Source organism: Millisia brevis NBRC 105863, assembly GCF_001552615.1.
Classification (GTDB): domain Bacteria; phylum Actinomycetota; class Actinomycetes; order Mycobacteriales; family Mycobacteriaceae; genus Millisia; species Millisia brevis.
This window is the reverse complement of record NZ_BCRN01000007.1, coordinates 135,049-160,392: the sequence shown is the minus strand read 5'-3', so window position 1 is coordinate 160,392 and position 25,344 is coordinate 135,049. Positions and strand designations below refer to the sequence as shown.

Below are 25,344 nucleotides of genomic sequence, written 5' to 3'. Positions count from 1 at the left end.
GCCGAACAGCACAACTACAGTGCGGCCGCTCACGACCGACGGCTCGCCGCGACCACATATCGGCCGAAGACCAGCTCGCGCAGGACGTCGTCGCCGCCTTCCACGATCGAGATATAACGCATATCGCGCAGCAGCTTCCCGATCGGGAGCTCGTCGGTGTAGCCCGCTCCGCCGAACATCTCCGAGCCCACGGAGGCGACATTCCAGCCCGCCTGGCCGCAGAAGATCTTGGCGGTGATCGCAGCCTTGACCGCCCCCGCGGTGACGAACCGGCGGCCCGCATCGGGGTGCGCCATGATCGCATCGAACTCCCCGGCCGCCCGCAGCAGATGACTCTTCATCACGTCTATCTGGGTTTCCATCTGGCCGAGGTGCTGAGCGAAGACCGGACTGTCGACGAGGAGCCCGGACCGGAACGGCTTGTTCGCGGCGTAGTCCAGACACTCGTCCCGGATGCGCCGCGCCAGTCCCAGCGCGGTCGTGGCGATCAGGGTGCGACTGGCATTGAGGCCGGCCTCCAGGACCCGCAGACCGGAACCGGCCAGCGTGTGGTCGACCGGCACCCGGACGCCCTCCAGCCGTACCCGATGCGTACGCGATGCCCGCAGTCCGTTGACGTTCCACCGCGAGGCGATGGTGACGCCGGGAGTCTGCCGCGGCACGACGATCGCGACGTGATCCGCCCGACCCGGCGACGACCGGGCGAGGACGACAAGAAAGTCGGCGAGGTCGGCGTTGGTGGCGAAGAACTTGTCCCCCGTGAGCACCCAGGTATCGCCGTCGCGGACCGCGACGGTCCCGATCCTGGTCAGTTCGCTGCCCGCGTCGCGTTCGCTGACCGCGGTGGCGCAGAAGCGACCGCGCGCGGCCATGGGGGTCAGATAGCGCTGCTTCAACTCGTCGGAACCGTATACCCGCACCATCGTCGAGCCCAGGATGGAGATGCAGAGGGCAAAGGCGACGCCCGCGTCGCCGTATGCCAGTTCGTTGACCACCTCGACGCTGTCGGTCAGGGTGAACCCCCGGCCCCCGAGTTCCTCGGGCAGCCACCAGTTCGCCAGCCCGGTGTCGGCAAAGGCGCGCAATGCCTCCGCCGGCTCGTCCGTCGAGCGATCGAGCGCCGCCCGCGCGGGCCACAACTCGGTACGGGAGAAGTGTCGGATCTCCTCGAGATCCTCGGGTGTCATCGCCATCCGGTCGCTCCGGGTACCGGGCGGATACGCCGCCGGGTACCGCGGCCGGCTGCAGGTCGCGGCATCAGGGCTCGTTCACGCGGTAGAGCGGGAAGTACGGGGCCAGGTTTCCGCCGACGTAGTCGCGAGCCAGCTGCGGCACCTCGTCGAAGTCGTAGGTGACCTGCGACTCGGGCGGCGCGATCCACTCGGCCTCCTCGGAGAAGTCGCGAATACGTTCGATGTCCAAGGATCGCCAGGCATGGGTATGGACGTGCAGGCGACGGTTGATGCACTCCTGCCCGCGCAGGTGGGAGATGCGCATGTCCAACTTCCAGCCGCAGGTGGTCAGCACCCCCTGCCGGCCGAGGAGCTTGAGACTCAATGCGTGCAGCTTCTCGCCGATATTGTCGATCACGATGGCGGCACCCCGGCCGGAGGTGAGCTCGGCGATTCGCGCGGCGAAATCGTCGACATGGGACAGTGATTCGGTCCGTGCACCGGCACCGTTGTCCTCCGAGGTCGCCGGGTCGCCGGTCGGTCGCATGATCGGGTCGATGCCGTGCTTGCGCAGCAACTGTGCGCGGATCTCGGAACCGGTCGACATGGCGACGCGAAATCCCGCACGCTTGGCGAGCAGCAACTCGGCGAAGACGACGCCGCCTCCCCAGCCGAAGACCAGATGATCGGCCGGATCGGCCTCCGGCATCTGGGCACGCCAGCAGGCCAGCGCGCACCGCCAGTTGTCCCAGGCGGTGAAGTACCGGGCGTACGCGGCCCATTGGCCCAGCGAGAACCGGGTATCTCGCGGGATCGGCAGCAGCAGATCGCTGTTGATCCTCGTCCGCTCGGCCAGCAAGCCGATGGTGCCCGGCATGTCGTAGGCGAAGACCAATTCCGCATAGCCATAGGGATCGCTCCTGCCGAAGGGCATCACCATGCAGAAGTCACCTTCCCGCAGGGGCGAGCCGTCACTCGGCCGCAGGACCCGCACCAGGCCGAAGTTGCCCAGGACGATCTGCTTCTCCCGCCTGCTCCGACAGATGTCGATGGGCGAGCGCCGCAGGGCGTGATCCACATTCGCTTCCCACGACCCGTAGATCGGTTCCACCAGCGATTCGTGGTCGCCGGGTTCGCCGATATCAAAGGGCATTCTTCGCAATTGGGAGAAGTCGACCCCGCCGCCGGGGTCGAGCTGTCGATCCACCAGTACCCACGCATCAGTCAAAATGGCCTGTACTTCCCATCATTGTGTCGTTCGGGGATCTCGGCGATGCGCTATCGCGCACCTTCGGAACGCATCTCGTAGTCGACCGATACCCCGCCCCAGGTCTCTCCCGCACCGTAGGAGACCAGGGCCGCTCGGCCCGCCGCCGGAATCGATCGATCCTCGAGACTCGTTCCCCAGGCCAGCGGAATGGACGCCGATGATGTGTTCCCGAAACTCTCGATGACGTCCACGAACGAAATACTTTTGTCGGGAATCGATCTGCGCACCTTGTCCAGAATCCTGGCGTTGGCCTGGTGGCCGATGACCACCGTCGGCGCCGGCGTCGCGTCGCACAGTTCGGCGGCGACACCGGCCATCATCCGGGTCGCGCGGTCGTACACCTGCTGCCCGTCCAGGACGATTCCGGCGTCGTTCCGATACATCAGATCGGCTCCTGCGCCGTCACATCCGGCCACCCATTTCGACGGGCGGAAGCCTGGCCGGTCCGCCACCACCACGGCGCCGCTCCCGTCGCCGAAGAGGATGGCCGTACTGCGATCGGTTCGATCGATCATGCGGGACATCGCCTCGACGGAACAGACCACCACCGCATCGACCTGACCCGACTCGCACATCCCCAGGGCCATCACGACGCCGTAGACGAAGCCGCTGCATGCCGCGTTCATATCGAGGGCCAGCACATTGCGGGGGAGCCCCGCCCGCGTCGCCACCTGTTGCGCCAGACCGGGAATCGTTTGCTCGGCAGAGGTGCTCACCAACAGCAGAGCGCCGATACCGGCATTTCGCGAGACGAGCGGACCGCAGACCTCGGCGGCGACATCCGCGAGATCCCGGCTGGGACTCATCCACCAACGGTTCCGAATTCCCGTGCGCCTGAGGATCCACTCGTCGGTCAGGCCGATCGAGGTGAAGTGGTCGTTGTCGATGGGCTCGCCGGTCGTCGTGACCTCGATATCGGTGACTCCGGCGCTCATGAACCGTCGATCAAGCCGCCGAGGTATCTCCTGATCTCCGGGATCGTCTTCAGCTTCGAGACGTCGTAGGAACTCACCTCGATATGGAACCGATCCTCCACATCGTGTGTGATGTCCACGATGTCCAGCGAATCGAGTCCCACGTCCGACAGGGATTCGTTCAGGTCATCCCGAGTGGCGCCGGGTTTCCGCTTGGAGATCGCAGCCAGCAGAATCTCGTCGAGGGTTGCCAATGTTTCGGTCACGACGGGGTCATCCTTCCTGATCAACTTCGATGGTGTAGAGCGGCGAGCCGGATTCGAGGATCGATCGTGCGTCGGCGAGGATGCTGCGCACGATGCCCGGATGCTCGGCCACCAGCTCCACCGAGGACTTGTCGGTTTCCAACTCGGCGATGGCGTCACCACGTCGGACGGTGTCGCCCGGCTGTACGCGCCATTCGATGATCAACGCCTCGGTGATTCCGTGTCCGAATTCCGGAAGGGGAACCTGGAGTATTCGGCTCATGCGCAGCAGTCCTTTATCGCGGAGACGATGTCGCCGACACCGACCAGGTGGGCGGCCTCCCGATCGGCGGGAGGATAGACCTCGCGAGCGGGTGCGACGCGGCGCATCGGGGCCCGCAGGAAGCAGGTGCCGGCCTCCGCCACGGTGGCCAGCACCTCGGCTCCCACTCCCACGAACCTGTTGCTCTCGTGCACGACGACGAGGCGTCCGGTGCGTCGGACGGAGTCGAGAATCGCGGCGGTGTCCAGGGGGGCCAGCCACCGCAGGTCGAGGATCTCGACATCGATGGTGTCGGCGATCAGCCCCGCGGCCGCCAGGGCGTCCTCGACCAGGGCGCCGTAGGTGACGACGGTGATGTCGGTGCCGTGCCGGACGATTCGTGCTCCGGTGGCCGTGTCGCCGGTTGCGGCGGGAGCCCGGGGCGCGGTCTTTCGGGACCAGTAGAGACGTTTCGGTTCGAAGAAGACGACCGGTGAGTCGACGGAGCAGGAATGGCGCAGCATGGCCGACGCGTCGGCGGGCGCCGACGGAAAGGCGACGGTCAGACCGGCGGTATGTGCGAAGTACGCCTCGTTCGATTCGCTGTGATGCTCGACGCCGCGGATACCGCCTCCGGCCGGTATGCGCACGACCAGTGGCAGCGCCGTTTCCCCGCTCCATCGCGTCCGCATCCGAGCCGCCTGGGTGACCAGCTGGTTCATCGCCGGATAGACGAAGCTCTCGAATTGGATCTCGCAGACCGGTACCAGCCCACTGAGCGACATGCCGATCGCCTGGCCGACGATCGACGACTCGGAGAGCACCGCGTCGCGTACCCGCTCTTCTCCGAACCGCTGCTGCAGCCCTCTGGTCACCCGGAACACCCCGCCGAGCCGCCCGATGTCCTGGCCGATCAGCAGCACCCGCGGATCGGTATCCAAGAGCTCGGCCAAGGTGGCGTTGAGCGCCCCCGCCAGGCTTTCGCGGCGCCCCGTCACCGGCGGAACTCGTCGATCATTCGGGAGCGGACCGCGGCAACCTCGTCGTCGATGTGGCCGAGGAGTCGTTCGGAGACGACGCCCTGTGCGGTCAGCTTGTCGATATAGGTGCGCACGGGGTCGCGGCCGCGGGCGCGGCGGATATCGTCCGCGGGTCGATAGGCGTTCTGGTCGTCGGAGCTGCTGTGGCCCTCGAGACGGTGGGTGCGCACCTCGAGCAGGTACGGCGCGTTGTGGCGGGCGATGTGCCGCAGGGCCGTCCGGGTCGCCGACCAGACGTCCTCCGGGTCGGTCCCGTCGACCACGGCGCTGCGGATACCGAAACCTGCGGCGCGAGTGGCGATATCGGTCTTCATCTGGTCGGTGGTCGGCTTGGATATCGCCCACCCGTTGTTCTGGCAGATGAACAGGACCGAAGCCGACTCGACCGCCGCCAGATTCAGCGCTTCCGAAGCCTCACCCTCGCTGGATGCGCCGTCGCCGAAATAGACTGCGACCGTTGCTGGTTGGTGTTGATGTCGTCGGCCGATCGAGTATCCGACCGCGTGCAGGCACTGGGAGGCGAGCACGAGAGTGTACGGGAAGAAACGATGCTCGTGCGGCTTCCATCCGCAGAATGTCCGCCCCGCCCATTGCGCCATCAACTCCGTGACGTCGATATTCCGCGTCAGTGCTACCGCATGCTCGCGGTAGCTGGGGAAGACCGTGACATCGGGTCCCATCGCGACCGCCGTGCCGACCTGAGCAGCCTCCTGACCCTGACACGAGGGCCACAGATCGATATGTCCCTGGTTCTGCAGGAGCGCCGCCTCCTCGTCGACCCCCCGCGCCAGCAGCATGTGATGCAGCAACTCGATCCGGCCGTCCTGTCCGAGCTGCGATCCGGGCGTGCGGTCGACCTCGCGGGCCCCGACCTCGATGATGTCTATCGTGACCCCCGCGGTGTGATTCCGACCGTCTCGCTCGGTGCGGCTTGTCCGTTCATCACCGTGTCGAGGTTTCGTCGAGTGAGCGGGTATGCGCGCGCCAGAGCCGTTGATAGGTCGGACTCGACTCGAGCAGGTCGTCGTGGCGACCCACTCCGTCGACCGTGCCGTTGTCGAGGACGACGATCTGGTCGACGTCGACGATCGTGTTGAGCCGATGGGCGACAACGATCACGGTCCGTCCGGCCACGAGTTCCGCCAGGGCGCCCTGGATCTGGCTTTCGGTTTCCGGGTCGACGGACGCCACCGCCTCGTCGAGGACCAGAACCGCCGAGTCCTTCAGCAATGTGCGGGCGATCGACAGCCGTTGGCGTTGACCACCGGAGAGGTCGTTGCCGCCGTCCTCCAGGACCGTATCGATCCCGTTCGGGAGCGCATCGACGAAGTCGGTACACCGTGCGGCCTCGAGCGCGCGCCGAATCTCGTCGTCACCGGCATCCGGCCGTCCGAGGGCAACATTGGCGCGGATGGTGTCGGCAAATAGATAGACGTCCTGGTAAACGGTCGAGACCAGTGCCATCAGATCGGCCTCGGTGAGGTCGCGAACATCGGCGCCGCCGATGGTGATCGCCCCCGAGTCGACATCGTGGAATCGCGCGATCAGGTTCGTCACCGTCGACTTGCCGGATCCCGACGGGCCGACCAGTGCGGTGATCGTTCCCTGCGGCACCTCGAAACCGATCCCCGACAGGGTCGGCCGGTCGTCCGCGCCGCCGACCCCGTAGTCGAAGGAGACGTCGTCGAGCCGGATGGTCGCGTCGGCGACCGGCGCCGAGTGGTCGGGTTGGCGGAGCAGTTCGGCATCCCAGATCGTCGCGATGCGCCGTGTGGAGGTCTGCTGGATGCGCCGCATGCCGGCGAAGTCGTGCAGTCCCGAGATCGGTTGATAGAAGACCAGCGAGACCACCAGGAACAGCACGAGCGTTGCCGCGGAAAGGGATCCGGCCGAGTAGAGGGACACGCCCACCACGATGAGAGCAACGGTGCCGAGTTCGAGACCGATGCTGCCGATGGCGCTGCTGGGCACCAGCCCCACGGCGGCGCGCGTACTCGATCGGCGCAGGGACCGGACCGCGTCAAGGAACCTCGTCGCGCGGGGCGTCCCGGGGTAGGCGCGCAGGACGGCTGTCCCTCGGACGTGCTCGATCAGCGCTGCGCTGGCGGAGGAGCGATCCTCGGCGACCTGGTCGGCCAGTCGTGCGAAGGACCGGTCGCCCCACCACACGGTCACCAGGAAGAGCGGGACGCCCGCGAGAATCAACAGGGCCAGCCGCCAATCCAGGAACAGCATGATGGTCGCGGCGATCGGTGGGGCGCAGATCGCCGAGATCACCACCACCGGTATGCCGACGAAATCCAATCCGTTCGCGTCGGAGGTAACCAGTGTCGAGACCCGACCGCTGTCCTCGCGGCTGAGCGTGCCGAGCGGGATGCGCCGGATGCGTTGCAGCAGGACCGTCTGCACCCGCGCGATCGCGCGCGCACTGATCTCCCAGAGATGCCCGAAGGCCGCGGCATTGACGAAGACGCGGGTCGTCAGGATCGCGATGAGCAGCACACCGTAGAGAACCGCGCGTTCGACGTCGACGCGGTCCTCGATCAGGTCCCGCAGGGCGAGGTAGACCACCAGGATCGGGGCGCCGCGCAGCATGCCGTCGAGGATCAGGAAGGGGACGGCGCGGGTGAGGAACCGTCGGCGATAGGGGCCGAGGAATTCGAGCCATTGCCGACCGAAGGGCAGCGAACCGATCTCGACGGCCGCCTCGGTGTCGGTATCCGGGTCGGTCGTGCTCGCCGGCGACCGGGTGGGCTTCGGGGCCGAGGTGGCCCTGTCCGGTGCGTTGAGGTGCCAGCCCTCGGCGTCGTTGTAGGTCGACCACAGTCGCCGGTAGAGGGCGTTGTGGTCGAGGAGTTCACCGTGCGTGCCGACGCCGGAGACCGAGCCGTTGTCGAGGACGGCGATCGCGTCGGATTCCGCCACCGAGGCGATTCGGTGCGCGACCACGATCAGGGTGCGCCCGCGGCCGAGTTCGGCGATGGCCTCGCGCAGCGCGAGTTCGTTTTCCGCATCCAGGAAGGCGGTGGCCTCGTCGAGTATGACGATCGGGGCGGCCTTCAGCAGTGCTCGGGCGATCGAGATCCGTTGGCGCTGACCGCCGGACAGCCGCATCCCGCCGGTGCCGACCGTGGTGCGTCCGAGCGCCTCGAGGTCGTCGACGAACTCGTCGACCCGAGCGAGTCGGGCGGCCTCGATCACCTCCTGGTCGGACGCGTCGGGGCGGCCCATCCGGATGTTCTCCAGGATCGAGTCGTTGAACAGGTAATCGTCCTGGGCGACCAGGGCGATCCGGCGGGCCAACTCGTCCGGTGCGATGTCCTTCACGTCGACCCCGCCGATGCGCACCGTCCCGGTGCGCGTATCCCAGAACCGTGCGATCAGCCGGGCCACCGTCGTCTTCCCGGCACCGCTCGGGCCGACGAGGGCGAACGTCGAACCCTGCGGGATCCGCAGGTCGATGTCGTGCAGCACGTCGTCGTCGTGGTAGGCGAACGACACCCCGGACAACTCGATGTCGTCGCCCCGAGGCAGTCGAGGGGTCTCGGCGACCGGCAGGACGTCGGCGTCGAGGATCTCCCGGATCGACTTGGCCGACTCGGTCACGCGCACCATGCTCGCCGCGCTGGTCATGATGAACCGTTGGATCGGAAGGGCGAACCCCAGGCCGAGAACCATGAAGAGCACGAAGTCTCCGCCGGACAGGGAGCCGTCCCGATAGAAGAGTGCACCGAACGGAACCAGCAACGCGACGTTTGCGGAGATCGCGATGTTGAATAGACCATTCGGAACCTTTTGTGCGCGGGCGAGCGACAGTCGCATATCGCGCAGTCGGTCGATACCGCGGCGAGTCTGATCCGACAGTCGCGCACCGTCGACGAAGCCGCGTATGACCTTGATGCCGTACAGGTAGGACAGCACCGACGAGTTGAGCGTGGCCAGCGACTCGTTGTATCGGGGCATGTCGGGTAGCGCGCGGGAGGCGAACCAGCCGAACGCGGCGATGGCGAGCGGCACCGATGCGATCGTGAGCAAACCCATGCGCCAGTCGACGGTGAAAAGAATGATCGCGGTGACGATCGGAACCGTCGCGGCAGCGCTCAGATCGGGAATCGCGTGTGCGATGCCCTCTTCCAACTGTTCGACATCCTCCTGGACGACCTTCTTCACATCGCCCGGAGACGTGGATCGAACCCGGCCGAGCGGCATGTGATCCAGCTTTTGAGCCAGCGCGATTCGAACGTCGGCGAGGACCCGATAGGCGGATACGTGGGACAGATAGGTCGACCCCGCCCCGGCGATCGCTCGCACGAGCAGTGCTGCGGCGGCGACCCATGCGGCCGCGGCGAGGTTGGAAGTCCCTGCCTGGTCCAGGATTTCGCGAGCGATCCAGAAGACGACGACGTAGGGGATCAGTCCGGCGGCCGAGGAGAGCACCGAGAGGACGGCGCCCAGGGCGATGAGCCAACCGTGGCGGCGGACCGCTTCCGCGATAGATCCCACCCGATCGGACGGCGATCTTGCGCTTTCGGTCTCTTTTGTTAGGCTCACCTTGGTTACGTTAGTAAGTGGTCGGACGCGGGTCAACCGCTACGTCGTATCGCTGTCAATTTCGGTAAGGCCTTGTGGTGCTGCCTATTTAGGGCGGATGCGAGGCTGCTTCGTCGACTTCGGCTGCTGGGAGCTTTTGTCCGTTCACCCTCCGGTGGCGGCGATCAAGAGGTTGGTGAGGATGTCTTGGGTGGTGCTCCGGCGATAGCGGTCATCGGTGCTGCAGGTCGATTTCCGGGTGCTCGGTCGGTATCGGAATTCTGGTTGAATATTCAAAATGGATGCAACTCCGCGGTGGAATTGACCGATGAGATGCTCATGGCCGAAGGGTTCACCGCCGACGAGATCGCTTCGGGGGCCGTCGTTCGGCGCCGCTTCCTGCTCGCGGATGTCGATCGCTTCGACTCGAATCTCTTCGGCTATGCCGCATCGGAGGCCGATATCGTCGATCCGCAGCAGCGGATCGCCCTCGAGACGGTGTGGGAACTGTTCGAATCGGCGGGCTACGATCCGACCCGATTCGATGGGGCGATCGGATCGTTCGCGGCTTCCGGTTTCAACAGCTACCTACTGGCCAATGTCGCTCGAAACCCGCAGGTAATTAGGGATGTTGGGCTTCTGTCGGTATCGCTCGGCAATACCAAGGATTTCCTCACCACGCGTCTGGCGTATCACTTCGATTTGCGGGGGCCCGCGGTCACCGTCGGGACGGGATGTTCCTCCGGCTTGGTCGCCGTCCATCTGGCGGCGCAGAGTCTGCTCGCGGGCGAATCCGATCTGGCGGTGGCGGGCGGCGTGACCGTCTCGTTCCCGCAGACCGGCTACCGATATCGACCGGGCGGCACCAATTCGGCGGACGGTTTCTGCCGTGCCTTCGACCGACGCGCGGGCGGTGCGGTACCCGGCGATGCATCCGCCTTCGTGCTGCTCAAGCGGCTCGACGACGCGGTCGCCGATCGGGACGAGATCCTCGGTGTGCTGCTGGGTACGGCGATCAACAACGACGGCGCCGACAAGCTGAGCTTCACCGCGCCGAGCCTGGACGGCCAGGCGGCCGTGATCGCGGAGGCCGTGGCGATCGCCGATATACGACCGGACGACATTCACTACATCGAGGCACACGGCACCGGGACACCGCTGGGCGACGCGGTCGAGGTGCAGGCGCTGACCGAGGCCTTCGAGTCCACCGGCACCGATGGGCACTGGCTCGGTTCGGTCAAGACCGCCATCGGGCATACCGACACCGCGGCCGGTGTGGTCGGCTTGATCAACATCCTCGGTGCGTATCGGCACGATCGCATTCCGCCGACCCTTCACTTCGAGGAACCGAACCCGACCGCCGACTTCGCCACCTGCGGATTCCGGGTGGCAGCGGAGCCGATCGCGTGGCCCCGGCCGGGTACCCGACGGCTCGCCGCGGTCAGTTCCTTCGGAATCGGCGGCACCAATGCGCATGCGATCGTCGCCGACCCGCCGGACGACCGGCCGGAGCAGGCGATGTCCGTGTCATCGCCGCGGTGGCAGCTGGCGCGCCTGTCGGCGGCCGATCCGGTGGCCCTGGCGGAGGGTCGCAGCGCCCTGGTCGATTGGCTGCACGCCCGCGGTGACGTCGACATCGCCCGTGTCTGTCATACCCTCGCGGTGGGACGCAGGGAACTGCGGTATCGCTCGGTGGTCGTCGGTCGCACGGCCGCGGATATCGCCGATGCGCTCGACGAGGCGGCGACGGTCGATTCCCGTGACGGTGGCGCGGTCGGCTTCCTCTTCCCCGGCCAGGGCGCCCAGTACCCGTTGATGGGCGCCGGCCTCTACCGGGAGGAGCCGGTGTTCCGGCGCGCCGTCGACGGATGTCTCGAACTGCTCGGCGATCGTTTCGGCATCGATCTGCGGGCAGTATTCGACGACCCGACCCGTGCGACCGACCTGCTGAGCGATACCCGGTTCATCCAGCCGGCGCTCTTTGTCGTCGAGTACGCGACCACCGAGTTGCTGGCCGAGTGGGGCGTGCGTCCTGCCGCCGTTGTCGGACACAGCCTCGGCGAACTGGTCGCGGCCACGGTCGCCGGGTCGATGACCTGGCAGACCGGGTGTGCGCTGTCCGCGATTCGCGGTCGACTGATGGCGCAGCCGCCGCCCGGTGCGACGGTGGCCATCGCCTGCGATGTGCGCACCGCCGAGGAGCTGATCGCGCGTGCGGGTGCAACCGATATCGCGATCGCAGCGGCGAATGCCGACGATCAGACCGTCGTCTCCGGCGGCGTCGCCTCGATCGAGGCGCTGGTCGACGACCTGCGGATGCGCAGGGTGCGCGCCACGCGGCTGCCGGGAACGGTTGCGGTGCATTCGCCGCTGATGGACGACGTTGTCGACGAGTTTCGGCGCAGCGTCTCGGGCTTCGCGTTCCGCAGCCCGGCGGCGGCGCTGGTATCCGGTGCGTCGGGCGACTGGCTCGACCCGTCCGCGGTGCCGGACGGTGACTACTGGGCTCGGCAGATCCGGGTTCCGGTTCGGTATCGGGAGGCCTTCGACGCCATCGAGTCGAGGTGTCCGGTGCTGATCGAGATCGGTCCGTCGAACACCCTGCAGGGGATCGCCGCGCGACGGGGCTTCGGCCGCCGGGTGGTCACCACCCTCGGCCCGGCGGACGCTTCCGGGGGTGACGCCTCCCGGATGGCCCGGGCCGTGGGACGGCTGTGGGCCCGCGGGGTGCGCGTGGATCGACCGGAGTGGATCGACGGTCCGCCGCCGCGTCGGATCTCCCTGCCCACCTACTGCTTCCAGGGCCGACGTCACTGGGTGACGCCGGCCGACACCGCGCAGCCGGCGGTGGTGTCGCGGGAAGCTCGGCCGGGACCGGCGGAATCGACGGGCGACGACGGTCGGGGCGACGCCGACGGCGGCCGGAGATTTCGATCGCCGGCGCATCGCGTGGTGGTGGACGCCTGGCAGCACGTCCTCGGTATCACCGACGTTCCGTCGGACGCCGAATTCCAGGATCTGGGTGGGCATTCGCTGTTGGCGGTCAATTTGCGGGCCTTCATCGAACGATCGGGGATCGAGATCTCGATCGGCGAGCTGATGGCGGAGCCGACGGTGTCGGGCATGACCCGGGCGGTCGAAGCCGTCGAACGGTCGTCGACGCCCGGGCGCAAGCCGCCGCCGGCCACCGCGACGGCCGAGATGCTCGCGGATGTTCGAAGACTTGCCGACACGGTCGGTTCCGGCGCCCCGACGGCGGCGGTCGATGCGGTCGAACGGGTGCTGCTCACCGGAGCGACCGGGTTCGTGGGTGCCTTCGTCCTGGCCGAACTGCTCGACCGCGGCGTCCACCGGGTCATCTGTCCGGTGCGGGCGGACAGCGATGCCGACGCCGCCGATCGGATCGAGCGGGTCATGTCGCAGTACCGGCTCCGGGACCCTCGATGGGCGGACCGGATCGATGCCGTCGCCGGTGACATCGAACTGCCCGGGTTCGGGCTGACCGATCGGCGGTTCGCCGGGTTGACGGAGGTCGACCTGATCGTCCACAACGCGGCGCGGGTGGATGTGACCGCCTCGTACCGCCGCCTGAGCGCGATGAACGTCACGGGAACGCGACACGTCTTCGATCTGGCCACGACCGGTCGGGCGATACCGGTGCTGCACATGTCGACCTCGGGTGCGGTGGTGCGGGGCGACGAGCGCGGACTACCGATAGTCGAGAGCCGGCGGCTCGCCGCCGAGGACGTGCTGGCACTGGGCTACCCGCAGTCGAAATGGGTCGCCGAGCAGATCGCGCTGCGTGCCCGCGAGCGGGGGCTGCCGGTGGCCGTCGTGCGACCGCACCGGATCAGCCCACACAGCGTCAGCGGCAGGGGAGCTTACGACGACGCGATGTGGAACATCGTCACCGCCTGCCTGGAACTGGGGGTGATTCCGCGGGCCGATTCGCCGGGGTCCACGGCGACACCGATCAACTTCGTTCCGGTCGATTACGTCGCTTCGGCGGTCGCCCACCTCGGTATCGCATTGGCGACCGACCGTTTGCCCGACCCCGCCGGCGCCGATTTCCATCTCGCGAATCCGACCGAGACCACCCTGGACGCCGTCTTTTCGACGGCTCGGGAGCTCGGATACGAATGCGCCGGCATCCCCTGGGAGGACTGGGTGACCGCCCTGACCGATTCCGCGGTCCAACCCGGTGCGTCGACGGCGACCCGCGCGGCCGCCACGATCGTCGGCGCCGGTGCCCGGTCGCCGGAGATGGGCTCGATCCGTCTCGACTGCACCCGTGCCCGAAGCGTCCTCGATGGGAACGCAATCGTTTGCCCGCCCATCGATTCGCACGTTGTCGGTCGATACCTTCGGCAGCTGATGGCGCCGTCCTCCGGGCGCGGCACCCACGACCCGGCGGCTGCGCGATGACCGCCGCCGATCCGATGAGCCGTTCGGAGAGCGCGGATTTCGAGATCGCGGTGATCGCCATGGCGGCCATCTTCCCCGGTTCCCCGACCGTCGAGCGGTTCTGGGACAACCTGCTGCATCGGCGGGATCTGATCACGCGAACGGTGCCGGACCCGACGCAGGTCGACGAACGGCTGCTCGGCGATCCGGATGTGGTGTTCGCGGGCGGTCGGATCGACGGGGCACGGCAGTTCGACGCGGACTTCTTCGGGTTTTCCGCCCGCGATGCCTCGTTCATGGATCCGCAGCAACGAAAGCTGCTGGAGATCGGTTGGCATGCTCTCGAGGCCGCCGGTGTGCTGGCCGATCCGTGGGCCGCCCCGTCCGCCGATGATCCGCGCATCGGTGTCTACGCGGGGTCCGGGCAGAATCGCTATCTGCTGTCGCATGTCCACCCGCGGTCGGCCGACGATCGGTTGGCCGTTCCGGCGGCGCAGCTGGGAAATCTGGAGTCCGGATTGGCGACCCGGATCTCCTACGAACTCGGCCTGACCGGACCGTCGATGACGATTCGTACCGCGTGCTCGACATCGCTGGTGGCGATCCACACCGCCTGCCAGGACCTGCTGTCGTTCGGCTGCGATATCGCGTTGGCCGGTGGCGTCAGTATCGACCCGTCGGCGGTACCGCACTATCGCTATATCGCCGGTGCCCCGATGTCCCACGACGGACGATGCCGCCCCTTCGATGCCGACGCCGACGGTTCGGTGCCGTCCGACGGTGCCGGGATGGTGGTGCTGAGACGGCTGTCCGATGCCATCGCCGACGGCGACCGGATCCGTGCGGTGATCAAGGGCAGTGCGGTCAACAACGACGGGCGCCGCAAGGTGGGGTTCACCGCACCGAGCAGTCACGGTCAGCGCGAGGTCATCGTGGCCGCGCAGACCGCCGCCGGTGTGGAGCCCGAGCAGATCGGGTTCGTCGAGGCGCACGGGACGGCGACCCCGGTCGGCGACCCGATCGAGGTGCGGGCGCTGATCGAGGCGTTCGGTGGCCCGGCTGCGCCGAGCGGCGAGGTCCTGCTCGGCGCGGTCAAGGGAAATATCGGGCATACCGACGCGGCCGCCGGGGTCGCCGGCTTCATCAAGACGGTGCTCGCAGTGGAGTCCGGTACGGTCCCGCCGACCGCGAACTTCGCGCGACCGAATCCGATCATCGATTTCTCCTCCTCCCCGTTCCGGGTCAACGTGGCCGCGGAATCGTGGCCGATCGCCGGCGAACGCATCGCCGGTGTCAGCTCGTTCGGAGTCGGCGGCACCAATGCCCATGTCATCGTGGCCGCGCCGCCGAAGCCGCGGGACTCCCGGGGCGGGCGTGCGCACCAGGTGATCACGCTGTCGGCGCGCAGCGGCGCCGCTCTCGCGGCCCTGGAGCGGCAGACCCGCGATCGGTTGGGTGCGGGTGCCTCGACACCCGATCAGCTGGCGGACCTCGCATTCTCGCTCTCCCGGGGCCGCGGAATCCACACCCACCGAAGGGCATTGGTCGCGAGCACCGACGGATCGGTCGCGGCCGCCGGGGGAGGTCGCCGCGACAACGGTTCGCGGACAGTCGATTCGCCACCACCGCCGGTGGTGTTCGTCTTCCCCGGCACGGGCGGTCAGGATTGTGCCGGGATCCGCGAGATCCATGCCGCGGATCCGGTCTTCCGGGAGGCGTTCGACGCGTGCGCGCGCATCCACGCGCGCCACCGGCCGGGTGTCGACCTGCTCGAGCACGTCACCACCCACGGGGTCGGGTTCAGCCGTCGCGAGCACGTGCCGGATGCGGGTGTGGGATTGCTGGCGATCGAGTACGGGCTCGGCCGTTCGCTGATCTCGCACGGTGTCTCGCCGACCGCGATGGTCGGGTACAGCGCCGGCGAATACGCGGCGGCGTTGCTGTCGGGGGTCCTCGGCCCACAGGACGCGGTCCGACTGGTACTCGGCCGCAGCGACGTGATCGCCGCGAGTCCGCCGGGCGCCACCGTCTCGATCCACGCGGCGCCCGAGGCGATCGATCGCTACCTCGATCCGTCCGCCCGCGGCGACCGGTTGGACATCGCGGGCGTCAACACACCCGACTGGTGTCTCGTCGCGGGGCCGTTGGCGGCCATCAGATCCCTCGAGGCGGCGCTCGATGCGGACGGTATCGAGTACCACCGCCTTCCGGTCCGCGCCGCCGGACACTCGTGGCTACTGGACGCCGAGCTGGGCCGTCTGGCCGAGGTGACCGGGACGATCACCGCGCAGCCGCCCGCCCTGCCGTACGTCTCCTGCTCGACGGGACGATGGATCGCGCACGAGGACCTCGCCGACGGCACCTACTGGTCCCGTCATCTTCGCGAACCGGTCCGTTTCGATAGCGCCCTGCGGACCGCGCTCTCCGCCGGGCCGAGCCTGGTCCTCGAGGTCGGTCCGGGCGCCTGGATGTCGTCGGTGATCGCGAAGCACCCCGTCGTATCCGAGACCGTCGCCGTGGTGGCCACCCAGCCCGCCGCCGCACCCGGATATCCCGGAATCCTCGGCGCCCTGGCGACCTGCTGGGAACTCGGGGTGTCCGTTCGGGACCTGCCCCACGCGATCGGTGTCCGCAACCGGGTGTCCGTCCCCGGATACCCCTTTGCGAGCAGCGAGTACTGGCTCGACGAGGTGGAGCCCGGGGTCGCGCACCGGGGTACGTCCGCCGAATCCGGTACCGACTATCGCGGTGGTTGGCGGCTGGCGGCGGTACCGCGCGCGGTCGGCATTCCGGGTGATGACGTGCGGGTTGTCGATCTCGGTGCCGGGCCGATCGACGTCGACGAGGCGGCCGGGCGGCTCCACGCGCAGCTCGGGACACCCGATCAGCCGGCGACGATCGTGGTGACCGGCACCGGCCTGTTCGATCCGACGGCGGCGGAGTTCGCGACCGACGACGCCTACCCGGTCGAGGCGATGGTCGCGGCGGTGAGCGCCCTGCCGGGCTGCGGCCGATGCCTGCTGCTGGATCTGCACGGCATCGACGATGCCGCAACCATCACCGACATCATCGCCGCCGAGATCGCGACCGCCGAGACAACGGTCGTGCGCACCCCCTCGCAGCGGTGGGTGCGGTGCCGGATTCGGCCATCCTCGCAACGTCGCCCCGAGGGGCGCGGTGCCGCCTTCTCGGACGACCGGCTGATCGCGGAGATCGGCCGCGCACGCAGCGCCGAGAACGACGCGATCGCCGCGCTGCCGGCGCAGCGGCCCGGTTCGACCGAGCGGGAGATCGACGAGTTGTGTCGACTTCTGCTGCACGAGTTTCTGCGCTCCACGGGCATCGACATCGCCACCGGAACAGTGCTGAGCCTCGACGACGTCCATGCGGCACTCGGGGCGGCGCCGCGGTGGCATCGCTTCATCGGTGCGCTGCTCGGGCTGCTCGCCGCCGACGGCGACCTGGTGATCGACGCCGACCGGATTCGCTTCCTGCGGGATCTGTCGCCGGCCGGTACGGCGGGCGACGCGGCCGCGCGGATCATCCGGGCCGACCCGGCCGCGGCAGCCGAGGTGGAGCTGTTGGTGCGGATCGCGGCCGGGTACCCGGCCGTCTTCGCCGAGCAGGTCGACCAGAAGGAGGTGCTGTTCCCGGACGGCCACGTCTCGGGGATGCGCGAGTTGGTCGAGCGGAAGCTCGCGTCCACCTTCCTGCCCGTCTACCAGCCGATCCTGATCGACATGGTCGGCGCGCTGGCCGCGGCCGCGCATCGGCCGCTGCGGGTGCTCGAGATAGGTTCCGGCCGCGGTCACCTCACCTGGCCGCTGCTGGCCGCGCTGCGGAACGCCGGGCCGGTCGAGTATCACGTGACCGATATCGGCCGGTCGTTCGTCGTCGAGTCGCAGGCCCGAGTGCGGGCAGCGGGCGACTTCGGCGATGTGCGATTCGGTGTTCTCGACATCGCCGAGGACCCGGCTCGGCAGGGTTACGCGGTCGGTTCCTTCGATCTGGTACTGGCGTTGAACGTCATCCACGCCGTACCGAATCTGCGTGCCGCGGTGGACAATGCGATCTCGCTGACGGCCCCGGGCGGCGTCTTCGCGCTCCTCGAGGGCTACCGGATGCCGCGTCCCGCCGTGCTGGTGGCCGGCCTCTACGAGGGCTGGTGGTACTTCGACGACGATATTCGCGCCGACTCGCCGCTGATCGATCCCGAGAGCTGGGGCCGACTGCTTGCCGAGTTCGACGGGGTCACCGTGACCACCCTGCCGGATCTGCCCGACGACGTCGCGCGAGCGGACACCACCCTGGTGCTGGCCCGGCGCGAACGCGGTAGCGACGGCGCCGAGTCGGGGGAGGTCCGGATCGCCGCCGATGCACTGCCCGACCCGTTGGGGGAGGAGTGGTGGCTGCAGATCGCTCGCCGGTACCCGCGGGCCGAACGAGTGGTGATCACCAGCGCGGCTCCGGATGACGACGCGGACGGGACGGCGGTGCCCCGGTTCGCCCGTCGAGCCGCGACGATCTCGCGCGGCTGCGCCGCCGGCAACCGGGCCGGCCACAGCCTCTGGACGCATGTGATCGGCGGGGACGGACGTGGACGGTTGCCCGACGAGCACGTCGAGACGCTCTACGTTCCTCCCCCCGACGACGCCGATTCCCCAGCGTCGCAGGGCAACACCGCCACGGCCGGCCATCCGGAACTGTTCAACCGCCGACCGAACCTGGCCACCGCATTTGTCGCACCGCGGGGTGGGATCGAGGAGGTCGTCGCGGGGATCTGGCGCGAGGTCCTGGGCCTGGACCGCGTCGGCGTCCACGACGATCTGGTCGACCTCGGTGGTGAATCACTGATGGTGATGCAGATTGCATCGCGGGTTCGCCGGCGATACGGCGTGCCGATGGCCATGCGGGATGTATTCGCCGCCAAGACTGTCGGCGAGCTCTCGACCCTGATCGACGGTCGCCGAACATCGCCGACAGCCGCCCTGACGGCCGAGACGGCCGAGACGATCACACCGTCACCGCGGCGCGGGCGCCGCGTATGGCGCGCCGCGGACGGTCGACTGCTCGCCGCGGTCCCGGCGGGACGCTCCGCTGCCGGGGAACAGGCCGCGCCGACCGAAGGAGCCGCTCGTGACTGACCAGGTGCTGCCCGCCGCCGCGATCTCGTCGGACTCCGCTCCGCACGAGGTGCTGACCTTCCGTTGCACGCCCGCGCAACAGCGCATGTGGTACCTGTCGCAACTCGATCCGGCCGCCACGGCCTACAACGTCGTGGTGTCGCTGCGGCTGATCGGCTCGCTGTCTCCGGAGGCATTGCAGGGCGCCCTGGCGGACGTCGTTGCCCGACACGAGATCTTGCGCACGACGTTCGTCGAGGTCGATGGCGAGCTGCTGCAGGTGGTCGGCACCCGGGTCTCGGTGGACCTCGATCCGCGGGACATCCCGGCGGAGGCTCTGCACGGTGCCGTCGAGCGATTGCGCGCCGCACCCTACGATCTCGCCGTCGGACCGTTGATCCGGGCTCGGCTGTTCCGGCTGCCCGACCCGGATGCGCCGGTCGGTCCCGCGGGTTCCCTCGAAAAGATCTCCACAACAGCGGTATTGACGATCGCGATGCACCACATCATCGCGGACGGCTGGTCGCTTCCGGTCCTGGCTCGGGACCTGTTCGAGTCCTATCGGGCCCGGATCGACCACCGAGCTCCCGACCTGCCGGAGATCGATATCCAGTACGGCGACTACGCCGAATGGCTGATCGGCCGGAACGACGCGGCGCGACGGCAGCGATCGCTGGACTTCTGGCGGGACTACCTGCGGGATGCTCCTCGCGCATTGGAGATCGCACCGGCGCGCACGGCGGCGATCGGTCGCGTCGACCGTGGGACACGCCACATCGCCGAGGTGGACCGGCGAAGCAGTGACCGGGTCATCGCGTTCGGGCGATCGCTGGGGCTGACCCTGCAGCCGGTCCTGATGGCGGCGGTCGCGGCCACGTTGTTCCGCACCGCGGGGCCGGCCGATCAGGTCTTCGGGACGTTGTACGCCGGGCGGGATCGGCCGGAAATCGAACCGCTGATCGGGCTGTTCGTCAACACCCTGCCGATCCGGGTGCGGCTGACCGGATCGGAGAGCTTCACCGAGCTCAGCATGCGGGTGGCGGAGGAGTGCAACCGGTGCTGGGAGCACAGTGACACCCCCTACGACCGGATCGTGGCGGCGGCCGGCGCCTCCGGTGGCGGCGAATTCACCGACATCGTCTGCGGACTACAGGGCACATCGTTCGATCCCACCCCGGTGACCGCGGGACTGGTCGCCGAAGCGCTGGTGACCGAGGCCACCCGAACGCGTTTCGATCTCGAATTCCATTGGCACAACGCCCGGGACGGCATCGCCCTGGCGTTGGTGCACGATGTCGACCGGTACCGGTCGGACGCGATCGAGCGGCTGGCCGAACGGCTGGTGGTGCTGCTGCGGCGGGCGTGCGCCGAGCCGGATCGACCGATCGCCGACATCGACCTCTTCGTCTCGACCGATCGGCGGCCGCACGAGGCCCCTCCGCCGGTGCCCGCCGCCGACGAGGGCATCGATGTCTGGACATGCTGGCGCAAGCAGTACGCGGCCGACCCCGATCGGACGGTTCTGCGCGATGTCGACGGCACGCGGGTGACGCGCGCGCAACTGCACCGCAATGCCCTGGCGTGCGCGGCACGCACGGCCGAAGTCGCGCTTCCCGCCGCTCGGATCGCGATCGTCGCCGGTTCGGCCGCGGCCCGGATGGCCGCGGTCCTCGCGGCCTATGCCGCCGGCGGAGTTCCGGTGCTGTTCGATCCGGAATCGCCCGGGCTCGACGAACAGCTCCGGCGCGTCGGTCCGGACCTGGTGCTCGGCGACGATCGGTGGTCGTCCGAACTGCCGTGCCGCCGGATCACGATGCCCCCTGCGGATCTCGCCGGCGGCGATCTCACTCCCGCCGATCGGGAGCCGGACCGGGCGCGTCCGGCCTCGACGTTCCTCATCGCAGGTGTCGGTAGCCCGATCCTGGTGGACTCCGCGACGATCGTCGCCACGGTCGGCTGGTTGGCCGGGCCGGCTGCCGAGGCGGTCGGTCCCGTGGGAACCGGGGGATCGATACCGAACGCGATGTGGGAGATTCTGCGCGTGCTCGTGGGCGACGGCGAGTGGCAGGTCGGCGGCGAGCCCACCGATCGGCTGATCGGCGATCCGTCCACCGGGGCATACCTCCTGGCCGGCGACATCGACCGCGACCGCGCGGATGTACTGGTGGGGATCGGTGCGCCCGGAATCGACATCCGGGACGAGCGCGGCCGGCCGGTACCGGCCGAGATCCTCGGACGAGTGGTGCGGGTGCGTGCGGACGGGGGCACGACCGACGCGGGCCGCTCGGGATGGCTCCTGCCCGACGGGCGCCTCGCGATCGTGCGACCGGACCCGGATACCCACCTGGAGAGGGGCGGTTGGTGGGCTCCCGGGTCCGCCGTCGAGGGGATTCTCGCGACCGCGCCCGGTGTGCGCGACAGCATCGCGGTCGCCCGCACGGACACCGCCGGCGCTCGCCGGATCGTGGCGTACGTCGTCCCCGACGGTCCGGTGCACGCCGACGTCCTGCGACGGAAGCTTGCCGCCGAGCTGCCCGGCCCCCTGGTGCCCGACGACATCGTCCCGGTCAACCGGATCCCGCTGACCGGCGAGGGAACGCCGGACCTTCGGGCGCTCGCCGCGCTGCCGGTGGTGGGTCGCCGCGCCGCCGAGGCCTGGGAGCAGGCGTGGAACGCCGGTCGGCAAACGGCCGACGTCGCCGTACTGCTCGAGCCTCGGTCGCCCGACCTCGGATATCGACGTATTCCGGCCGTGGCCGACCGGGACGAGCAGGAGCCGATCTCCGCGCGGACCGCACCGGCCTTCATCGACGGTGGCCCCGCCGTCACACCGGATTCCACGGTTTTCTCGGAGGTCCTGGAGAAGGCGGCGCGCGGACGCGGGGGGATTCGCTATATCGAACGGTGGGGTGAGCAGACCACGCACAGCTACGCGGAGCTGCTGGCGCAGGCGCGCATCGGCGCGGCGGGTCTGATACGGGCCGGGGTCCGGCGGGACGATCCGGTGATCGTCGTGCGGGACTCGAATCCGCAATTCGTGCAGGCCTTCTGGAGCTGCGTCTTGGCGGGTGCCGCAATGGCCCCACTGAGTTTTCCACCCGCGGCCTTCGCGGGTCCCGTTCGGGGCGAACTCGATCCCGACCACGTCGCGGTCCGCCGATTGCTCTCCGCGTGGGAGCTGCTCGGACGGCCGAGCATCGTGGTCGCGGACGCGATCGCACCCGCGGTCCGACAGCTATTCGGGCAGACCCCGGCCCATGTGCTCGGTGCTTCCGCATTGGCGACCGGCGACCCGCTGCCGGGCGAGGCCCCCGTACAACGCAACCCCGACGACATCGCGCTGTACATGTTCACCTCGGGAAGCACCGGCACGCCGAAAGCGGTCACCATCTCGCACCGCAATATGCTCTCCCAGATCGTCGGAGCGATGGCCCGCACCGGTCTCGGTGCCGAGGCGCCGGGATTGTGTTGGATGCCCATGGATCACCTGGCCGGGCTGGGCTTCTTCCATATGGCGGATGTCTATCGCGGCGTCGAGCAGACCCTGATCGAGACCGATGTGATCCTCGCCGATCCGTTGCGGTGGCTCGATGCGATCGACACCTATCGCGTCGCGTCGTCCTGGGCGCCCAACTTCATGTTCGGCCTCGTCGCCGGAGCGTTGCGGGAGGGCGGCCGCCAACCGGAGTGGGACCTGGGATGTGTGCGGTCGCTGTTGTGCGGCGGGGAGGAGGTCCTGACCTCGACGATGGCGGACTTCGTCCGAGCCGTCGCGCCGTACGGGTTGGCGGCGGCCGCCGTGACCCCCGCCTGGGGAATGGCCGAAACATCCACGGGGATGACGTATGCGACCCACGCCCACCCGGAGTCGGGTGTCTTCGCTCGGGTGGGGCGGCCCATCCCCGGCGCCGCCGTTCGCGTGACGGGGGCGGACAACGCGGTCCTCACCGAGGGCGAGGTCGGCCGCCTGGAGGTGCGTGGGACCAATGTGACGGCCGGCTACCATGCCGATCCGGAGCGCAATGCCGAGGCCTTCGATGCCGACGGGTGGCTCGATACCGGTGATTCGGCGATGGTCCTCGACGGCGAGCTGGTCGTCATCGGGCGGTTGAAGGACGAGATCGTCGTCAACGGCGCCAACTTCCATTGCAGTGAGATGGAGTCGGTGGTCGCCGGCGTCCCCGGGGTCACCCGCGGTGAGGTCGCGGTGACCGCCGTCCGTCCCGGATCGACGGCGGCCGAGGTTGTGGCGGTCTTCGTGTCGGTGCCCGACTCGGTGGCTGCGGACGACGAGCAGTCGATCGCGCTGGCCGCGGGTATCCGGTCGACCCTGTCGATCCAGTGCGGGCTGCAGCCGAGGTTCGTCATTCCGCTGGCATTCGGCGAGATTCCCAAGAGCATTCTGCACAAGGTCCAACGCGCCCACCTCCGGGATCGGCTCGCGGCCGGGGAGTTCGACGCGACGATCGCCCGAATGGACCGGTTGACCGGCAGCGGTGCGGACCGCCTACCCGGATGGTTCTACGGTGTCACCTGGGTGCGCGGTCGGTCCGCCGGCGACTCGGTCGATCCTCGGACGCCGGTGCTGCTGATCGGCGGGGGCCTCGATCGGGTCGCTTCGGCACTCGGCGATCGCGCCGTTCCGTATATCCCGGCCGCCGAGGTCGATCCGGACCCGGCGATCATCTCGGATGCGATCACCGCCGGCGCCGATCGACGCCTGATCATCTGTCTGAGGCCCGGTGTCGACGACGACCGGTCCGCCGTGCTCGAGGTGCACACCCTGGTCCGGGCCATCGCCGCCGCCGTCGATCGAGCGGAGGTCGACGTCGATATCCGGCTCGTGGTGCTGACTTTCGGGGCCGAGGAGGTCCGCCCGGAGGACTCGATCGAGCCCGGCGGATGGGCGGTTCCCGGATACGTTGCCTCGGTGCACCGGGCGGTGCGTGGTCTGTCGGCCCGCAGTGTCGATCTCGACCCGGCCGATACGGTCGCGGTGCTCGGCGAACTCGATCGCGCCGACGGCGAGCGGCGGGTGGCCTACCGCGGCGGGCGGCGTTATCTGCCCCGCCTCGGCCACCGCGCGGAGCCGGACGGTGTGGCCCGGTCGCTGATCACTGGGGGCATGTACGTACTGATCGGTGGCGCCGGCGGGATCGGATCGCTGATCACCCGACGACTGCTCGATCATCACGATGCGGCGGTGGTCGTCATCGGTCGCCGCCCGGAGCCCGACGCCGATGGGGCGATCCCGTCGGATCGGTTGCGCTACTGGAGCGTCGCATCGGATATCGAGGATCTGCAGGATCGGATCGACGCGTTCGGCCGCCGAGTGGGACGAACGCTGGTGGGGGTTTTCGATCTGGCCGGCGTCTATCGGGAAGGTCCGGTATCGGAGCTCGCGGATGCCGACGTGATCGAGCCGATCGAGACGCGCATGCAGACTCTGGCGGTCGCCCGGGCGCTGATGGTGCGCCACCGGGATGCCTGGTTGGCCGTGGCCTCCTCGGTGAGCGGCCACTTCGGCTCACCTCCGGCCGCCGGCTATGCCGCCGCGTGTGCCTGGGCGGATCGGGCGACGGCGCGACTCAACCGGGAACTCGGCGCCGACCGCTGCGTCAGCGTGGCGTTGAGTCGGGTCGACGGCGTCGGGATGAGTTCCCGCACGACGATCACCGCCGAGGCGACGACCTCGCACGGCTACCTCCTCATGGATGCCGAAACATGCTGGGCGACACTCTGTGCCGCGCTGGCCGATCCGGCGCCCCAACAGCTGGTCGCCATCGATCCGAGCGCCCCGCGGTTCACCGGCGATATCGATGCGCCCGCCGCGCCCTTCCATCGCCTCGTCGCCCACCGTGCGGCGCGAACCGCCGGTTCGCCGACACCGCCGGTGCCGGTCGACGGGTATGGACACGAATGCCCGCAGGCCGTGGTCGAGCACGAATCATTGCCCGGGACGGCCGGTTCCATCGATCGGGACCTGCTGGCCGGCAGCGGAGCAGCCCCTCGCGCGGGCGGTGCCCCGGTGGGGCAATGGGAGAGCCTCGTCGCTCGGGTGTGGTCGGAGGTCCTCGGCTGCGAGGTGCCGACGTCGACGAGTTCGTTCTTCGAACTCGGTGGCACCTCGCTGACTTTGGTTGCGGTCCAACATGCCCTGCGCGAAGAGGGGTTCGAGCTGCCGCTGGTCGAGTTGTTCCGCCGGCCGACCGTGGCGCGATTGGCGGGCGCGCTGCACGCCGCAGCCGCGTCGGGGGCAGCCGAATCGGCGCCGGCCGAGCACCTCGCCGCCGCGCCCACCGGACCGGCCGCCGGTACCGGTCGACATCGGGGACACGCTCGGGCCGAAGCCCGGAAAAAAGCCCGGACCGGGCGCTGATCGAT

11 protein-coding genes are annotated in these 25,344 nt (G+C 68.8%); 3 read left to right on the top strand and 8 right to left on the bottom strand.

The features are described 5' to 3' along the window. Positions 1–29: 29 nt before the first annotated feature. The 8 genes from MB1_RS12105 to MB1_RS12070 form a co-directional block, all read right to left on the bottom strand. On the bottom strand, positions 30–1,193 hold the full coding sequence (locus MB1_RS12105; RefSeq protein ID WP_218000233.1) for an acyl-CoA dehydrogenase family protein: 1,164 nt from the start codon (positions 1,191–1,193) through the stop codon (positions 30–32). Between the two features lie 64 nt (positions 1,194–1,257). Then, positions 1,258–2,325 (bottom strand): zinc-binding dehydrogenase, encoded by a 1,068-nt coding sequence (locus tag MB1_RS12100; protein ID WP_084351617.1) that lies wholly within the window; start codon positions 2,323–2,325, stop codon positions 1,258–1,260. 125 nt (positions 2,326–2,450) lie between these two features. Continuing rightward, the gene (locus MB1_RS12095; RefSeq protein ID WP_066907195.1) at positions 2,451–3,377 is read right to left on the bottom strand and encodes a ketoacyl-ACP synthase III; all 927 of its coding nucleotides are present in this window, start codon (positions 3,375–3,377) and stop codon (positions 2,451–2,453) included. Next, complete coding sequence (locus MB1_RS26025; protein ID WP_066907192.1) at positions 3,374–3,622, bottom strand: phosphopantetheine-binding protein; 249 nt, start codon at positions 3,620–3,622, stop codon at positions 3,374–3,376. The genes MB1_RS12095 and MB1_RS26025 overlap by 4 nt, the downstream gene beginning before the upstream one ends. Positions 3,623–3,629: 7 nt before the next feature. Next, the gene (locus tag MB1_RS12085; protein ID WP_066907189.1) at positions 3,630–3,884 is read right to left on the bottom strand and encodes a biotin/lipoyl-containing protein; all 255 of its coding nucleotides are present in this window, start codon (positions 3,882–3,884) and stop codon (positions 3,630–3,632) included. Further along, positions 3,881–4,861, bottom strand: a complete 981-nt coding sequence (locus MB1_RS12080) for an alpha-ketoacid dehydrogenase subunit beta (RefSeq protein ID WP_066907186.1) — start codon at positions 4,859–4,861, stop codon at positions 3,881–3,883. The genes MB1_RS12085 and MB1_RS12080 overlap by 4 nt, the downstream gene beginning before the upstream one ends. After that, positions 4,858–5,700, bottom strand: coding sequence for a thiamine pyrophosphate-dependent dehydrogenase E1 component subunit alpha (locus MB1_RS12075; protein ID WP_066907183.1), 843 nt, complete (start codon positions 5,698–5,700; stop codon positions 4,858–4,860). Before MB1_RS12075 ends, MB1_RS12080 begins: the two co-directional genes overlap by 4 nt. Positions 5,701–5,845: 145 nt before the next feature. Further along, complete coding sequence (locus tag MB1_RS12070) at positions 5,846–9,406, bottom strand: ABC transporter ATP-binding protein (RefSeq protein ID WP_066907180.1); 3,561 nt, start codon at positions 9,404–9,406, stop codon at positions 5,846–5,848. 120 nt (positions 9,407–9,526) lie between these two features. Between MB1_RS12070 and MB1_RS12065 the strand changes: the two genes are divergently transcribed. From MB1_RS12065 to MB1_RS12055, 3 genes are read left to right on the top strand one after another with little or no spacing between them, the layout of a single operon-like run. Continuing rightward, positions 9,527–13,858 carry a type I polyketide synthase gene (locus tag MB1_RS12065; RefSeq protein WP_084351611.1) on the top strand — a complete coding sequence of 1,444 codons (4,332 nt, stop codon included), beginning with the start codon at positions 9,527–9,529 and terminating at the stop codon, positions 13,856–13,858. Further along, positions 13,855–18,981, top strand: a complete 5,127-nt coding sequence (locus tag MB1_RS12060; protein WP_066907176.1) for a type I polyketide synthase — start codon at positions 13,855–13,857, stop codon at positions 18,979–18,981. The genes MB1_RS12065 and MB1_RS12060 overlap by 4 nt, the downstream gene beginning before the upstream one ends. Further along, positions 18,974–25,339 (top strand): SDR family NAD(P)-dependent oxidoreductase, encoded by a 6,366-nt coding sequence (locus MB1_RS12055; protein WP_066907175.1) that lies wholly within the window; start codon positions 18,974–18,976, stop codon positions 25,337–25,339. Before MB1_RS12060 ends, MB1_RS12055 begins: the two co-directional genes overlap by 8 nt. Positions 25,340–25,344 lie beyond the last annotated feature (5 nt).

Excerpts from the sequence above, each read along its gene's own strand:
- MB1_RS12105 (WP_218000233.1), bottom strand. The coding sequence starts at position 1,193 with ATGGCGATGACACCCGAGGATCTCGAGGAGATCCGACACTTCTCCCGT.
- MB1_RS12100 (WP_084351617.1), bottom strand. The coding sequence starts at position 2,325 with ATGCCCTTTGATATCGGCGAACCCGGCGACCACGAATCGCTGGTGGAA.
- MB1_RS12095 (WP_066907195.1), bottom strand. The coding sequence starts at position 3,377 with ATGAGCGCCGGAGTCACCGATATCGAGGTCACGACGACCGGCGAGCCC.
- MB1_RS12085 (WP_066907189.1), bottom strand. The coding sequence starts at position 3,884 with ATGAGCCGAATACTCCAGGTTCCCCTTCCGGAATTCGGACACGGAATC.
- MB1_RS12075 (WP_066907183.1), bottom strand. The coding sequence starts at position 5,700 with ATGCTGCTGGCGCGGGGGGTCGACGAGGAGGCGGCGCTCCTGCAGAAC.
- MB1_RS12060 (WP_066907176.1), top strand. The coding sequence starts at position 13,855 with ATGACCGCCGCCGATCCGATGAGCCGTTCGGAGAGCGCGGATTTCGAG.